Annotated in this window: 11 protein-coding genes; 5 read left to right on the top strand and 6 right to left on the bottom strand. The window is 43.0% G+C overall.

Features of this window, described 5'->3' with window-relative positions:
- Positions 1-237: 237 nt before the first annotated feature.
- The 4 genes from AC4IFT_RS10025 to AC4IFT_RS10010 all read left to right on the top strand — a co-directional run bounded on the left by AC4IFT_RS10025 (position 238) and on the right by AC4IFT_RS10010 (position 4,122).
- Entirely contained in the window at positions 238-1,044 is an 807-nt protein-coding gene (locus AC4IFT_RS10025; RefSeq protein WP_490732981.1) for a BPSS1780 family membrane protein, read from the top strand.
- A 400-nt stretch (positions 1,045-1,444) separates the two neighbouring features.
- Complete coding sequence (locus AC4IFT_RS10020; protein ID WP_490751247.1) at positions 1,445-2,872, top strand: non-oxidative hydroxyarylic acid decarboxylases subunit C; 1,428 nt, start codon at positions 1,445-1,447, stop codon at positions 2,870-2,872.
- A 9-nt stretch (positions 2,873-2,881) separates the two neighbouring features.
- Entirely contained in the window at positions 2,882-3,130 is a 249-nt protein-coding gene (locus AC4IFT_RS10015; protein WP_490732985.1) for a non-oxidative hydroxyarylic acid decarboxylases subunit D, read from the top strand.
- A 92-nt stretch (positions 3,131-3,222) separates the two neighbouring features.
- On the top strand, positions 3,223-4,122 hold the full coding sequence (locus AC4IFT_RS10010) for a LysR family transcriptional regulator (protein ID WP_490751246.1): 900 nt from the start codon (positions 3,223-3,225) through the stop codon (positions 4,120-4,122).
- Here AC4IFT_RS10010 and AC4IFT_RS10005 read toward each other — a convergent pair.
- The 6 genes from AC4IFT_RS10005 to lrp form a co-directional block, all read right to left on the bottom strand.
- The gene (locus AC4IFT_RS10005; protein WP_490732989.1) at positions 4,119-4,838 is read right to left on the bottom strand and encodes a sulfite exporter TauE/SafE family protein; all 720 of its coding nucleotides are present in this window, start codon (positions 4,836-4,838) and stop codon (positions 4,119-4,121) included. The two genes, AC4IFT_RS10010 and AC4IFT_RS10005, sit on opposite strands and share 4 nt — an antisense overlap.
- A 181-nt stretch (positions 4,839-5,019) precedes the next feature.
- Entirely contained in the window at positions 5,020-6,312 is a 1,293-nt protein-coding gene (gene serS, locus AC4IFT_RS10000) for a serine--tRNA ligase (RefSeq protein ID WP_219244157.1), read from the bottom strand.
- 108 nt (positions 6,313-6,420) lie between these two features.
- Positions 6,421-7,764 carry a replication-associated recombination protein A gene (locus AC4IFT_RS09995; RefSeq protein WP_490732992.1) on the bottom strand — a complete coding sequence of 448 codons (1,344 nt, stop codon included), beginning with the start codon at positions 7,762-7,764 and terminating at the stop codon, positions 6,421-6,423.
- A 93-nt stretch (positions 7,765-7,857) separates the two neighbouring features.
- Positions 7,858-8,478 carry an outer membrane lipoprotein periplasmic chaperone LolA gene (gene lolA, locus AC4IFT_RS09990; protein WP_490732994.1) on the bottom strand — a complete coding sequence of 207 codons (621 nt, stop codon included), beginning with the start codon at positions 8,476-8,478 and terminating at the stop codon, positions 7,858-7,860.
- A 106-nt stretch (positions 8,479-8,584) separates the two neighbouring features.
- Positions 8,585-12,184, bottom strand: coding sequence for a DNA translocase FtsK 4TM domain-containing protein (locus AC4IFT_RS09985; RefSeq protein WP_490751245.1), 3,600 nt, complete (start codon positions 12,182-12,184; stop codon positions 8,585-8,587).
- A gap of 412 nt (positions 12,185-12,596) precedes the next feature.
- Complete coding sequence (lrp, locus tag AC4IFT_RS09980; RefSeq protein ID WP_004918089.1) at positions 12,597-13,091, bottom strand: leucine-responsive transcriptional regulator Lrp; 495 nt, start codon at positions 13,089-13,091, stop codon at positions 12,597-12,599.
- A 537-nt stretch (positions 13,092-13,628) separates the two neighbouring features.
- On the opposite strand from lrp, the gene trxB reads away from it, so the two are divergent.
- On the top strand, positions 13,629-14,588 hold the full coding sequence (gene trxB / locus AC4IFT_RS09975) for a thioredoxin-disulfide reductase (protein WP_273804468.1): 960 nt from the start codon (positions 13,629-13,631) through the stop codon (positions 14,586-14,588).
- Positions 14,589-14,599: the final 11 nt, after the last annotated feature.

The following is a 14,599-nucleotide window of genomic DNA, read 5'->3' as shown; positions in this document are numbered from 1 at the left end:
ACACCAATACAAACAGTCTATAACTTCAATATAAAGTGAGTAATTGCTTTATTACCCTAAAAAATAGGTTATTAAGAAAAAATTAATCAAAAATATCTTACCAGAATAGTCTGCTTTATAATGTATTAACTTATCTGCATACTACAGCCGATAAAGTAAAGAGTGCATATAAACTCACAAACTTTTTTATAATAATTATTGCTAATTCACTACAAAAAAATAGGTTCCTTTTTTATCATGAATAATGAAAACTTCAGTGCAGATAACAACCCTGCACCTACAATTAACGCTCAAACTCAAGTTGATACTTTTGTTTTTCACGCTGAGCCTCGCGCTGTTGATGCAGGTGAAGGTGTAAACTGGATCAGCCAATCATGGTCACTGGTTAAAGAAAAATTGGGCATGTGGATCTTAATCAATATCGTATTATTTGCATTGATTATGATTATCTCCATGATCCCATTCTTAAACTTACTGATCACTTTTATTACCCCAATCTTTGTTGGCGGTATTATTGCTATCAGTGAAAACCAGCGTAAAACTGGCCAAGCAGAAATTGGTTTACTATTCGCAGGTTTCCAAAACAAATTTGGCGCGCTGTTTGCTGTTGGTGCCATTAACTTTGCTGCTAACTTAGTCGGTATGATCATCGCCTTTATCATTGGTGGTTCTGCGATGTTTGGCTTATTAATGGAAAGCAACCAATACGGCTCACCATCTGATGCGGCGATTTTAGCATCTTCAGGTTCATTCTTCTTTGCTATCATTGTGATGGCAGTTGCGGGCTTAGTGGGTACTGCGTTAACTTGGTTTGCCCCTGCTCTAGTCATGAACCACGATTTCACTGTTGGTGCTGCAATTTCAGCTAGCCTGCAAGCGGTTAAGAAAAATATTCTACCGGGTATCTTGTTCTTTATCGTTCTGTCTATCTTAATGATTATCTCTGTGATCCCATTAGGCTTAGGTTTATTAGTTTCTATGCCTATTATGTATGTTTGCTATTACAGCAGCTACCGCAGCCTATTTTTCTCACAAGTAAAATAGATTCGAATAACACCGTTATTCCTTCTTACTCAAAGGGAAAGCAAATGCTTTCCCTTTTCCAAAAATACACTTTTGATACCTTTCATTCTTCGACTTCTCATTTAAATGACCTTTTTTGCCACAGCGTAACACCACCTACCAATTCAATCGAATCAATCCCAAATAACGTCACCATCCAGACAAAAAATAAAACAAAGACCAAACAAATACTTGGTTTACAATAACTTGCCCTTATCAATTAATAAAGGTAGCGTTTAAAACTGCCTGTTAAGAAGCTGGCTTTATTTTAACGACCTCCGTCATGACTATGCGAGAGCAACGTTGAGCACTGCCCATTTAGTGCGATATCTATTTCCATAAATTAAAACCACAAAGATACTGACAATAAGGAGAATTAAAGGTGGCTTATGATGATCTTCGTAGTTATTTAGTGGCGCTTGAAAATGCAGGGCAATTACTGGAAATTCAAGAAGAAGTACAAGCAGAGCCTGATATCGCTGCGGCTGCAAATGCAACAGGAAGGATTGGTGAAGGGGCTCCTGCGATTTCATTCAAAAAAATCAAAGGATTTAAGCATGCTCATGTCGTTATGAACACGATTGGGTCTTGGAAAAACCACGCAATTTCACTCGGCCTTCCTGCAACTACTCCAATTAAACAACAAATCCAAGAACTTATTCACCGCTGGGAAAAATTTCCCGTTTCACCTGAACGCCGAAATAACCCGCCTTGGGCTCAAAATGAAGTAAACGGTGATGATATTAACCTATTTGATATCCTCCCTCTGTTTCGCCTAAATGATGGCGATGGCGGCTTCTACCTCGACAAAGCCTGTGTTATCTCTCGGGACCCTCAAGATCCTGAGCATTTTGGTAAGCAAAACGTGGGTATCTACCGGATGGAAGTTAAAGGTAAGCGTAAACTCGGCATACAGCCCGTTCCCATGCATGATATCGCCTTACAACTTCACAAGGCGGAAGAATCTGGTGAAGACCTTCCCGTTGCCATTGCGCTTGGTAATGACCCAATTATCACTTTAATGGGTGCCACACCACTGGGATACGACCAATCCGAATATGAAATGGCAGGGGCAATGCGCGAAAGCCCTTACCCAATAGCCACCGCTCCCCTGACAGGATTTGACGTCCCTTGGGGTTCAGAAGTCATTATTGAAGGCGTCATTGAGAGTCGACAAAGAGAATTTGAAGGCCCATTCGGTGAGTTTACTGGGCACTATTCAGGTGGGCGTAATATGCCAATAATCCGCATTGATAAAGTATCCTATCGCACCCACCCCATTTACGAATCCCTTTATCTGGGCATGCCTTGGACAGAAATTGATTATCTTATCGGCCCAGTCACTTGTATTCCCCTTTATCAACAACTGAAAGCAGATTTTCCAGAAGTTCAGGCGGTCAATGCCATGTACACCCACGGCCTTCTCATTATCATTTCCACTAAAAAACGTTATGGTGGTTTCGCGAGAGCCGTGGGAATGCGGGCAATGACCACTCCGCATGGTTTAGGTTATGCGAAAATAGTGATTGTGGTTGACGAAGACGTTGACCCTTTCAATTTACCTCAAGTGATGTGGGCACTTTCTGCAAAGGTTAACCCGTCAGGTGACCTTATTCAAATACCCAACCTGTCCGTGCTCGGACTAGACCCAAGCTCTAATCCTGCAGGGATCACGGATAAATTAATCATTGATGCGACAACACCTGTTGCACCCGATAATCGCGGCCGTTACAGTCAACCCGTCAAGGATTTACCAGAAACTGCACTGTGGATTGATAAATTAACGACTCTGCTCGCTAACCGTCAATAAGGAGATCATATGATTTGCCCTCGTTGTACAAGTGAAAAAATAGATGTCATGGCAAACTCCCCCATTGAGGGGATATGGATAATATACCAGTGCCAATGCTGCCTTTATACCTGGAGAAATACAGAACCAGTACGCCGAACGGAGCGAGAACATTACCCAGTTGAATTCCGAATGACCCAGCAAGATATTAACAACGCATCAGAGACCCCTATAATTCCACCTCTTATTGTAAAATCGCCTTTAAAAGGAGCAAGCTAATGTGATAATGCTATTCTTTATCGCTAGTTTCTGATTAATTAACCTAATAATTAAAAATATATATTTTCGCCCTAAATTGGAGTTAACAAGCTATGCACTTTGATATTACCGACTTGCAATTGTGCGTAAATATCGCCAATGCCGGCAGCATCACTGGCGGCGCAAGTTTAACGCACCTAACACTACAATCTGCCAGCGAGCGCGTTAAAGGCATTGAAAGTGAGCTTGGTACAGCCTTATTCATTCGTTCGCCTAGAGGGATTTCCTTATCAAATGCAGGCTTTGCATTTATCGAGCACGCTAATGTCATTTTACAACACATTGATTTGATGAAGGATGAAATGCGCCAATATAGCCAAGGGCTACGCGGACATATCAATCTTTTGTGCAATGCCTCGGCTCAAATGGAGTTTTTGCCTGAACGTATTGGAGCTTATTTACAGCAACAACCAAATATGTCGATATCCGTCAAAGAATTGCCAAGTCATGAAATTGTCACGACGATTAAAAATAAAATGGCCAATATTGGCATAGTGGCAGACTCTACCGATTTATCAGGGTTAGCATTTCACCCTTTTTGTTCAGATGAACTGATTGTACTGGTTCATTCTCATCACCCATTAGCAAATCAGCAGAATGTATCATTCAATGATGTTATACATTCAGATTTTATTGGGTTATCTGAAGATAATTCATTACAGAAACATATTGATAACTATGCCAAGCAGCAAGGTTTTCGTTTGAACTATCGAGTTCGCCTTCCTACCCTTGATGCAGTTATGCAACTGGTGGCGAATGAAGTGGGTATTGCCATTATTCCTAAACAGGCCGCACAACGCGTTCTGTCTTCACAAACAAAAATACTGACACTGACACTGACAGAAAAATGGGCACAACGAAAATTGGTTATTTGTGCCCGCGATTTTAATCAGCTTCCTGAATATACCAATGAATTCATTGATTTTTTAATTAATTGGCAAAATAAACCTTAAGGTTTTATCGCCATATACATGCCCAAAAGCACCAATCCACTAAAAAAGCAGCGGCGAAATACGCTTTCATTCATAATTTTGCGCAGGTATTGCCCTAAATACATCCCAACTAATGCAGGGAGTAATGCGATGAAAGACAAACCATAATCGATGTACTCTTGTTGACCGCTGTTCCAAAGTTTAATTGCCAATGCGAGGGTCGATACAGTGAAGGCTAAGCCAAGCGCCTGTATTAGTTCATCTTTATTTAGCTTGAGTGTTTGCAAATAAGGCACCGCGGGAATAACAAAAACACCGGTTGCGGCGGTAATTACCCCAGTAAGGTAACCCACTACAGGTGAAAGCCAACGCTCAGATTTTCCGCTGGAAGGCATCTTTTTTGCCAATAACCCCCAAATACCATAAAGCACTAGCACGCAGCCTAATGCTGGCTGTGTCCAACCTGAATTTTCAGTTAAAGAGGGTAAAAAACTCCATAATGTGCCAACAATTATTCCCACCATCAATCCCCATAGTCGCTTTATTAATGCGATAAATTGGGGACCAATGAGTAGTTGCCAAATATTAGTCACTAAGGAAGGTATGATCAAAATACTTGCCGCAATCGCAGGCTCCATAGTCGTACTCAAAAGCCCCATCGCAATAGTTGGCAGCCCTAGCCCAATCACCCCTTTAATAATTCCAGCCAATAAAAAAACACCAATTATTATTTCCATTTAATTTATCTCTCATACGCACGATAGCTCACAGACTATCGATAGCTCAGAGACATCACTATCAGGAATATATTCAGAGGGGGTTAGGTAAAGATTGAGGAGGATGGATTGCTTGATTTAGATAAAAAAACCGCCAGAGTTACCCGAGGCGGTTTTTGTGTATAAACTATATGGCGATTAATTAGCCAATATATTCTAAGCCTTTCATATACGGACGTAATACTTCAGGTACTTCAATACGACCATCAGCTAATTGGTAGTTTTCTAAAATTGCCACCAATGTACGACCGACTGCTAAGCCTGAGCCATTCAGCGTGTGAACAAGTTGAGTTTTCTTATCACTCTTACCGCGGAAACGTGCTTGCATACGGCGCGCTTGGAAATCCCACATGTTTGAACAAGAAGAGATTTCACGGTAAGTATTTTGCGCTGGCAGCCACACTTCTAAATCGTAAGTTTTACGTGAACCAAAACCGATATCACCAGTACATAAAATCACTTTACGGTATGGTAAATTCAGTAATTGCAGAACTTTTTCAGCGTGACCTGTTAACTCTTCCAGTGCATCCATCGATTTTTCAGGATGAACGATTTGCACTAATTCAACTTTGTCGAACTGGTGCATACGGATAAGACCACGGGTATCACGGCCATAAGAACCTGCTTCTGAACGGAAACATGGCGTGTGAGCGGTCATTTTCAGAGGAAGCGCATCTTCATCTAAAATTTCATCACGAACCAAGTTAGTCACAGGCACTTCAGCCGTTGGGATCAACGCATAAGTGCTGCTATCGGCTTCTTCTTCCAGTGGTTTTGTGTGGAATAAGTCTTCACCAAATTTCGGCAACTGACCTGTACCATACAGCGTATCATGGTTAACTAAATACGGAACATACAGTTCTTGGTAACCGTGCTGCTCAGTATGTAAATCCAACATGAACTGCGCTAACGCACGGTGCATACGGGCAACTTGCCCTTTCATCACAACAAAGCGTGCACCTGTCAGTTTAACCGCAGCAGGGAAATCCAAGCCGCCTGTTAATTCACCAAGGCTAACGTGATCGCGAACTTCGAAATCATACTGGCGAGGCTCGCCCCAACGTGCAACTTCGACGTTATCAGAGTCATCTCTGCCGTCAGGCACTTGGTCATCTGGAATATTCGGGATACTTAACGCAATATCACGGATTTCTTGTTGCAGCTTGTCTAACTCTGCCTTCGCAGAATCCAATTTTTCGCCTAATTGGTTAACTTCCAGACGTAATGGCTCAATGTCTTCACCACGTGCTTTAGCCGCACCGATAGTTTTCGATCGCGAGTTACGGTCTGCTTGCAGGGTTTCAGTTTCAACTTGTAAAACTTTGCGGCGTTCTTCGAGTTCACGCAGCTTTTCCACATCAAGGGTAAAACCCCTGCGAGCCAGTTTTTCAGCAACCGCGTCTAGCTCCGTACGCAGTAAATTGGGATCGAGCATGCTTATCCTGTGAGTATTGTGAGTAATAGATGATACTTTTGATGATGCATTCTAGCACTATCAATAAAGTAAAGTATTTCGCTATATAACCTTACCGCATTGCCCAGTTTAGCGGTAGCGTTTTGTGGTACTAATTTGATCCTGTTGGGCTAACCAGTCTAATTTTTCAGCAAACTTGCTTTCTAATCCACGTTTTGTTGGGTAGTAATAACGGGTCGCTTGCATTGGTTCTGGAAAATAATTCTCACCCGCAGCATAAGCATTGGGCTCATCATGGGCATAACGGTATTCTTTCCCCGCCCCCATCTCTTTTAATAGTTTTGTTGGGGCGTTGCGTAAGTGATCAGGCACATCATAGTCAGGTTGCATTTGCGCGTCTTTAATCGCGGCTTTGTATGCCGTGTAAACCGCATTGCTTTTAGGGGCGCAGGCTAAATAAACAATCGCTTGGGCAATCGCCCGTTCGCCTTCTGCTGGCCCGACTCGCGTAAAGCAGTCCCAAGCAGACACGGCCACTTGCATTGCTCGAGGATCGGCATTCCCGACATCTTCGGAAGCAATGGCTAATAAACGACGTGCCACATACAAGGGATCGCCACCCGCAGTGATGATCCTTGCATACCAATACAATGCGGCATCGGGTGCGGATCCTCGAACTGATTTATGCAATGCAGAGATTAAATCGTAAAAGCGGTCACCTTTGTTATCAAACCGTGCAGTGCGTTCGCCACTGACTTCTTTGAGTAAATCCGCGGTTAAAACTCGCTGTCCTTGGCTATCGGCTTCAGCCATATCCGCCATCATTTCAAGTAAATTTAGCGATCGCCTCGCATCCCCATTAACAAGCTGCGCTATCATTTTGCGTGTACTATCAGGCAAGACAATATTTTGCCCGCCAAGCCCACGAGAGGTATCAGCCAGAGCTTGTAATAACACTTGCTCAATATCATCCTCTTCTAAGGATTTGAGCAAATAGACTCTGGCACGGGATAACAATGCTGAATTTAATTCAAATGAAGGGTTTTCAGTCGTTGCGCCAATAAAGGTGATCGTGCCGTCTTCAATATGCGGTAAAAAGGCATCTTGTTGGCTTTTATTAAAGCGGTGAACTTCATCAACAAATAAGATAGTTCTGCGACCAGCACTGCGGTTCTGGCGTGCTTTTTCAATGGATTCACGGATTTCTTTAATGCCTGAAGTTACCGCTGAAATACGCTCAATATCCGCTTGGGCGTAATGGCCGATGATTTCTGCCAGTGTTGTTTTGCCTGTTCCCGGAGGCCCCCATAAAATCATGGAGTGCAGATGCCCAGCCTTGATTGCTCGCGGTAAGGGTTTTCCTTCAGCCAGCAGGTGCCGTTGACCAATATATTGCTCAAGAGTTTCGGGCCGCATACGCGCTGCTAAAGGTTGAAATTCATTCTGCGAAAAGTCGAGAGACAGGTTACCCACAATATCCTCTTTATTACCGCTTAAAGCTAATGACTGACTCGCTAACCACCAGCAGAAAACACCGATAGTTAGCGATAAAAACAGGTTTAAGGCTTATTTTGCGCTTGAACGTTGATCGTCCAACGTCACGCCTTTTGGTACTGTAAACTTAAATTTACTGGCATCAACTTGGCCATTTTTTTGCTGTTTTAGCTGGTAAGCGCTGGTTTGTCCATCTTGCTCAACCGCAGAAAACTTCTCAATTGTGCCTTCTGGTGAAACGGTAATCGAGAATTTTTTCAACGTGCCATTAGTTTGCTTAGGTTTAAGATCAAACGTATTGCCTTGTTGAATGATTGAATATTGTTTCCAATCTTTTGGGTCATTACGTGTGATCAATAAAAATGGCGTGTCTTGCGTCGCATCAGCTAAGTTTGTGACAGTCACTTGCTCAACAAATGGGTTATAAAACCATAAATTTTTACCGTCAGAAACTAACACGCTTTCATCAGGGGATGTCATATTCCAGTTAAATAAGTTAGGGCGTTCTAACCATAAATCGCCAACGCCTTCTTGAACAAGATCGCCCTCAGGGCTAGTCACTTTTTGTGAAAAGCTCGCTTGAAAGCTATTAACCTTATTCAGGCGCGCCTGAAGGTCTTGACTCGCATCCGCCAGCACTTGGCCGATATGTAAACTGAAGGCTAATGCGCCTAATAACATCATTTTTTTCATCGAACAAAGACCTTAGTATGATTACCTTAAGAGGCGTGATGACGTTATACACCCCTTAAATTAAACCCGCAATTAGCACATTAAATTATTAATTTGCTATCCACTTTTAATGCCCCATTGACGGCGGCGCAAGTACTTCTCGGTTCCCATTATGACCTTGTTCGCTGACAATGCCTTGGAGTTCCATTTGCTCGACAATTCTCGCAGCACGGTTATAACCAATACGGAATTGGCGTTGAACGCCAGAAATAGAAACACGTTGTTTATCAACAACAAATTCAACAGCTTGGTCAAACAGTGGGTCAAGTTCTTCACCGCCACCATCATAACCGCCACCTTCGCTATCATCACTGCATGTTGTGATGCTATCAATATATTGCGGTTTACCGCGTGCCTTCCAATCATTCACCACCGCATGCACTTCTTGGTCACGAACAAACGCACCATGTACACGCACTGGGATTGATGAGTTAGGCGGTAAGTAAAGCATGTCACCCATTCCCAATAGTGACTCTGCGCCACCTTGGTCAAGGATTGTTCGCGAGTCAATTTTGCTCGATACCGTAAAGGCGATACGCGTTGGAATGTTGGCTTTAATTAACCCAGTTATGATATCGACTGAAGGGCGCTGAGTCGCGAGAACTAAGTGGATACCCGCAGCACGGGCTTTTTGTGCCAACCTAGCTATCAACTCTTCCACTTTTTTCCCAGCGGTCATCATCAAGTCTGCGAACTCATCCACCATGACGACGATATAAGGCTCTTTTTTCAGCGTTGGATGTTCCGTTTCCATGCTGTCACCCGGCTTCCAGAATGGATCTGGAATTGGGCGCTGCATATCTGCCGCCGCTTTAATTTTTTCGTTATAGCCCGCTAAGTTACGAACGCCTAATGCAGACATCAGTTTATAGCGGCGCTCCATCTCGTTGACACACCAACGCAGTGCATTTGCCGCGTCTTTCATGTCTGTGACCACTTCGGTTAATAAGTGTGGGATCCCTTCATAGATAGAAAGTTCCAACATTTTCGGGTCGATCATGATAAAGCGCACATCTTCAGGTTTCGCTTTATACAAGATACTGAGGATCATCGCATTGACCCCAACCGATTTACCTGAACCTGTTGTACCCGCCACTAATAAGTGTGGCATTTTCGCTAAATCAGCGACAACAGGATCACCTTCGATATCTTTACCAAGTACGATGGTCAGTGGTGATGGATTTTTTCTAAAATCATCACAATCTAATACTTCGCTCAAATAAACGGTTTGGCGTTTTTCATTCGGTAATTCAAGCCCGACATACGGTTTACCGGGGATCACTTCAACGACACGCACAGCCACCGTTGACAATGAGCGTGCAAGGTCACGGGATAATGTCGAAATACGGGCTGCTTTGACACCCGGCGCTAAATCAAGCTCAAAACGAGTGATAACAGGCCCAGGTGAGAAGCCGACAACTTCGGCTTTCACGCGGTAATCATTTAACCGAGCCTCAATTAGCCTTGCTGTTTGCTCCAGTTTAAACATGTCCACGGGTTCTTCTTGCTCTGGTGGACTTGCCAGTAGATCAAGAGAAGGCATCGGCGTTGTTGGTTTTGGTAATGGCTGGTCATTACGCACCAAGAACGGGTGGAATAAGCTATCTTGCTGTGGCTGCTGTGGCTGCTGTGGCTGCTGTGGCTGCTGTGGCTGCTGTGGCTGCTGTGGCTGCTGTGGCTGCTGTGGCTGCGCAAAAGTGTGTGTTGCTGGCTGGCTATTGCCAAGTCCTGAATATGAATTATTTTGAGGAACCACTGGCTGCTCAACAGCGGTAAACGTTGGCATAAAGAGTGGATCCGCTGGCTTTTCATCCACTAAATCATCTACAGGAGAGAAGCTGTCTAATACTGAGAACTCTTTTCGTAAATCAATCTTCGGTTCAAAGTCATCTTGTTCATCATCAATAGGACTCTCAAAAGAGTCACTAGGAACAATAGATGGAATTTCTGGTTCTGCAAATTTATGCGTGTTTGTCGATAAATCAGAGGAAGATGGCCAACGATGTTCGATTGCTGGCTGCGTCCATGAATTGGCAGGCGTTTGTTCACCTTGCTCATTCTGTAGAGGCTCAGATAAATCTACAGGCGAGGTTTGCGCAATAGGCGGCTCATAATCAGAATTATCCACCTCACCGTAACGTTCACGTTGCTGCTCTATGAATTCAGCCCGTAATAGTTCAGCTTGCTGTGCATCATCACTGTTCTGTTCATCTTCCACATCATTTGTTGACCACTGCTGATATATTTCTTCGCGTTTAGAGGCTTCTTCTTGGCGACGTTGTAGCTCTGCATCTCGCTGTGATGGAATGCGAATTCCATACAATTCGCGACGCGTTGGTAAACGCACAGGGTTAGGCCTTGGTAGTTCAGGTTCCATGTTTTGTTTAATCTGAGCATGGCGCTCAAGTGCAGCAATGGAAATTCCTGCAGCGGCTAAAGCCGCTGGGTCAGCAACCCGATCACTCACTGAAGAACTAACTGCAACATCCCCAATCATTGGTGCAGGTGTAAATAATTCAGAAGGGGATTGAGGAATAAATGTATTTTGTGGCTCAGGAATGACTGGCGTCGATGGCGTGTTAAGGGCTTCAACAAACGCCTGATTTTCTTGATGTTGTTGATGAACATCATTGACTGGACTGAACGCTGGCGGCGTGACAGGTACATAATTTGGCGAAGAGACGGCAGGTTCAAATATCGGTTCTGCTTGTTTCTCAAAACCACCACCTAATTGTGGCTGGTAATCATCTGGGACTTCAAAGTGATATGTATTTGGCTCATCCGCCGCTGTAAATGATGGCAATGTATCTAGCTCTGTCGCTGAAGCGACTTCTGGCATTGCTACTGGTGCTTCGACATGACGTTGTTCTTCAATCACTTCCGCTTGTGGTACGTTTTCTATCGCAAGCTCAGCAACAGTTGGCGCTGAAAATAGCACATCGTCAGCATCAAGGAGCTGATCGTTATCATTTGCTAAGTGCTCAGCCTCTTGCGCTCTCTGCAACGCATCTTCCGTTTCCTCTACATCATAATCATCTATATCGTCGCCTCTGGCGCGATTCGTTAATAATGTAATCGGAAGAAGGATTGCGGCACCAATTTTCTCCGCAATGGTCAACCATGACCAACCCGTAAATAAGGTGAAGCTTATTGCCCATAAGAACAACAATGCCAGTGTGGCACCTAATGAATTAAACCACGGCATAATAGCGCTGCTAAATACGCTCCCAATCACACCACCTGAAGCAAAATTGGGCAGATCATCAAAATTAAGTGCGGCTAAACCACAGGAAGAAAGGATCAGAGCTAGGCCACCGATAAGGCGTAAAGAAAGCGAGAAAAAGTCGATGTAGCGGCGCTGGCTTTCATAATGATAGATAGCCCAACAGCCCAATAATAATAACGGTGGAATGGCAAAAGCCAGAATACCAAAAGCAGAAAAAAGAATATCAGCGCTCCATGACCCCACACTGCCACCCAAGTTTTTCACTGGGGCATTCCACGTGGTTTGCGACCAACTAGGGTCTGAAGGACTAAAGCTTACCAATGCAACCATAAGAAAGACTGCACTTAAGCAAATCGCGAGCAAAATCACCTCAAGTAGCCGTCTTCCACTACTGAGTTTTTTAAATTTGATGTATTTATCTTCTGTATATTCTTGGCTCATTATTGTTTCTTTACTAACTAATTTTCTTTACTGATTCTGTTTATTCTAACATTAATCGCCCTATGATGCCTGTTTAGCGGCCCCTAAGGAAAATGAATGCACGATTAATACATAATGACCCAGTATTTCATCTAATGAAATCGGATTCAATTTCTATTTATCGACAAAACTCCTAATTATTTATAGCTTTAAAATCAATAAATTGATAATAAAACTTATCGATAACTAAGGGATTTTCATAAAATTACGTAAGAAAGGCTGAGCTTACAGTCAACTGGCCGATTTAAAAGGGAAATTTTCGGAAATTATTAGGCTCTAAAACGGAACAACGCTGAGTAAACTCAGCGTTGAAACTGCAGTGCGACAACAAAGCTGATAATGCTGTGCTGAAGTGAGGTCACAAAAGCCTTGATTAGCGAGTTTTAATCACTAAACGGTTGCTTTGTTTAACTTCTTCCATAACTACATAGGTACGTGTGTCGTTTACACCTGGTAAACGTAACAGCGTCTCACCTAGTAGCTTACGATATGCGGACATATCTGGCACACGCGTTTTCAACAAGTAGTCAAAGTCACCTGATACTAAGTGACATTCTTGAATTTCTTCAAGCTTTTGAACTGCAGTATTAAACTGTTCGAACACATCTGGCGCACCACGGTTTAGTGTAATTTCAACAAACACTAACAGGGACGCATCCAAGTAATGTGGGTTCAACAGGGCGGTATAGCCTGAAATAAAACCTTGTCTTTCAAGACGGCGTACACGCTCTAAACAAGGCGTTGGTGATAAACCAACACGCTTGGATAATTCTACGTTAGAAATACGCCCGTCTTTTTGGAGTTCGTTTAATATATTCCTGTCGATACGGTCAAGGTCTTTGCCAGGACGCTTTTTATTGTCAATCATCTCTTTATCTCTCTTTCTCTAATTGTTATTTTCTACATCTATAAAATGAGCCCCTTGCCAACTACCTTTTTTATTAGGAATTCGTGTTCAGGGCAAATTCTATTTATAGTGCTGAAGTTCGTGTGAATGTAATGATCATTCACAATCGTGACTTATTTTTTAAGTTTGTAAGTAGTGTAAAGCCAACTTTCCATCAAGAACAAAAATGCGCCATTTTCATTGATCTGCTAGATAATTAACTCTTACATAGATGTTTTCGCAAATGCGCAGCCGATTGTCAAAGCAAATGAATAAAAATCAGTACAAGATTTCGCTTTTTTTTCCAGTAAAACGTTTCGCAGCCCTAATTCAAGATAATTCCTAAAAATTATGAAGCGTGACGGCCTTACCTTTTTGTCACACTTTCTTACATTTAGTCGTCTTGCCTATCAGAGAAATAAGTGGCACAAAACCAAGTCGCACTTAAATCACTTTTGTTACCTTCCTATTTCTCCTACAATCCTAAGAATGCTTTTTTTGAGATTAAAAGAGGAATTCATGAGCACAACCACACATCGCAAGTTAATCATTTTAGGTTCAGGCCCCGCAGGTTATACCGCCGCAGTCTATGCCGCTCGCGCAAATTTAAGTCCTGCACTGATTACTGGGGTGGAAAAAGGCGGTCAATTAACGACAACAACTGAAGTCGAAAACTGGCCGGGTGACCCTGAAGGCCTAACCGGTCCAGGTCTCATGGAACGTATGCATGAGCACGCTGCGAAATTTGAAACCGAAATTATTTCTGATCACATCAATAAAGTGGATTTAAAACAACGTCCATTCCGTTTATTTGGTGATGAAAACGAATATACCTGTGATGCACTTATTATCGCAACCGGTGCATCTGCACGTTATATCGGCTTACCTTCTGAAGAAGCCTTTAAAGGCCGAGGTGTTTCTGCATGTGCAACATGCGACGGTTTTTTCTATCGTAATCAAAAAGTTGCTGTCGTTGGTGGCGGTAATACAGCTGTTGAAGAAGCCCTGTATTTATCCAATATTGCTTCTGAAGTGCATTTAATTCATCGCCGTGATAGCTTCCGCGCAGAAAAAATCCTGATCAACCGTTTAATGGATAAAGTCGAAAACGGCAATATCATCCTGCATACCGATCGTACCTTAAATGAAGTGTTAGGTGATGATATGGGTGTAACAGGTGTGCGCCTTGAATGTACAAAAACCCATACCACTGAGGATATCCCAGTGATGGGGGCCTTTATCGCGATTGGCCACAGCCCAAACACCGCTATTTTTGATGGTCAACTCGATTTAGATAATGGTTATATCAAAGTACAATCTGGCACCCAAGGAAACGCAACACAAACCTCTGTAGAGGGTGTATTTGCAGCAGGCGATGTGATGGATCATATCTATCGCCAAGCGATTACCTCCGCAGGTACAGGCTGTATGGCGGCATTAGATGCCGAGCGCTATCTTGACGGTTTAGCATCTAAATAATCGCAATATAC

The sequence above is a fragment of the Providencia sp. UF-183 genome (assembly GCF_058246155.1).
This window is presented reverse-complemented; position numbering and strand designations above follow the sequence as displayed.

What these genes read in the sequence shown, in the direction of transcription:
- serS (WP_219244157.1), bottom strand. Translation starts at nt 6,312, where the DNA reads ATGCTCGATCCCAATTTACTGCGTACGGAGCTAGACGCGGTTGCTGAA.
- trxB (WP_273804468.1), top strand. Translation starts at nt 13,629, where the DNA reads ATGAGCACAACCACACATCGCAAGTTAATCATTTTAGGTTCAGGCCCC.
- lrp (WP_004918089.1), bottom strand. Translation starts at nt 13,091, where the DNA reads ATGATTGACAATAAAAAGCGTCCTGGCAAAGACCTTGACCGTATCGAC.
- AC4IFT_RS10010 (WP_490751246.1), top strand. Translation starts at nt 3,223, where the DNA reads ATGCACTTTGATATTACCGACTTGCAATTGTGCGTAAATATCGCCAAT.
- AC4IFT_RS10005 (WP_490732989.1), bottom strand. Translation starts at nt 4,838, where the DNA reads ATGGAAATAATAATTGGTGTTTTTTTATTGGCTGGAATTATTAAAGGG.
- AC4IFT_RS10025 (WP_490732981.1), top strand. Translation starts at nt 238, where the DNA reads ATGAATAATGAAAACTTCAGTGCAGATAACAACCCTGCACCTACAATT.
- AC4IFT_RS09985 (WP_490751245.1), bottom strand. Translation starts at nt 12,184, where the DNA reads ATGAGCCAAGAATATACAGAAGATAAATACATCAAATTTAAAAAACTC.
- AC4IFT_RS10015 (WP_490732985.1), top strand. Translation starts at nt 2,882, where the DNA reads ATGATTTGCCCTCGTTGTACAAGTGAAAAAATAGATGTCATGGCAAAC.
- lolA (WP_490732994.1), bottom strand. Translation starts at nt 8,478, where the DNA reads ATGAAAAAAATGATGTTATTAGGCGCATTAGCCTTCAGTTTACATATC.